1 protein-coding gene and 1 pseudogene are annotated in these 557 nt (G+C 67.3%); both read right to left on the bottom strand.

What is annotated here, in order from left to right; translation table 11 throughout:
* Positions 1-214: 214 nt before the first annotated feature.
* Positions 215-376 (bottom strand): hypothetical protein, encoded by a 162-nt coding sequence (locus tag RB628_RS41225; RefSeq protein WP_318325747.1) that lies wholly within the window; start codon positions 374-376, stop codon positions 215-217.
* Positions 373-557, bottom strand: a pseudogene (locus tag RB628_RS41220) (IS701 family transposase); the annotation flags it as partial. The gene RB628_RS41225 and the pseudogene RB628_RS41220, both read right to left, overlap by 4 nt.

The raw sequence follows: 557 nt of genomic DNA, 5'->3' as shown, positions 1-557 counted from the left end.
GCCACTACCGCACCCGAGCCGCCCGCGCTCACTCACCGTGAAACCACCGGCTGTATTACTACACCCCCACCGAGACCGACCCGCAGAGCCTCCCAGCACCTGGCACCGACCCAGGCAACGGCAGTGGTACAGGCAACAACGGCAACTGCCTACGGGCAGGACAGCCATGGATCGAATACAACGACTATGACGCCTATTACTACAGCCGGTGGTTTCACGGTGAGTGAGCGCGGGCGGCTCGGGTGCGGTAGTGGCTGGTTCGGGCCCGGGTCTGGTGGCGGGTGCGCCAGCGGTGCCAGTGCATGGCGAGCCAGGTCCGGGCGGTGCGGGCGGGGGCGAGGACGATCCGGTCGAACAGGCGGCGGATCTCGTTCACGGTCGGGGGTCGGGTGTCGTCGGCGGGGCCGGTATGAGCCGGCTCCGGACGGTGACCAGGAAGACCATGGCGAGCATGCACACGGTGGTGTGCCGGTACCACGAGCACCACTTGCGTACCTCGTGTTCGTCCAGCCCCACCTGTCCCTTGGCGACCTGGAACGACTCCTCCACCATCCAGC

The sequence above is a fragment of the Streptomyces sp. ADMS genome (assembly GCF_033441795.1).
In the GTDB taxonomy this organism is placed as follows: Bacteria; Actinomycetota; Actinomycetes; order Streptomycetales; family Streptomycetaceae; genus Streptomyces.
The sequence above is the reverse complement of the archived record's forward strand: the minus strand, read 5'-3'. Positions and strand labels throughout refer to the sequence as shown.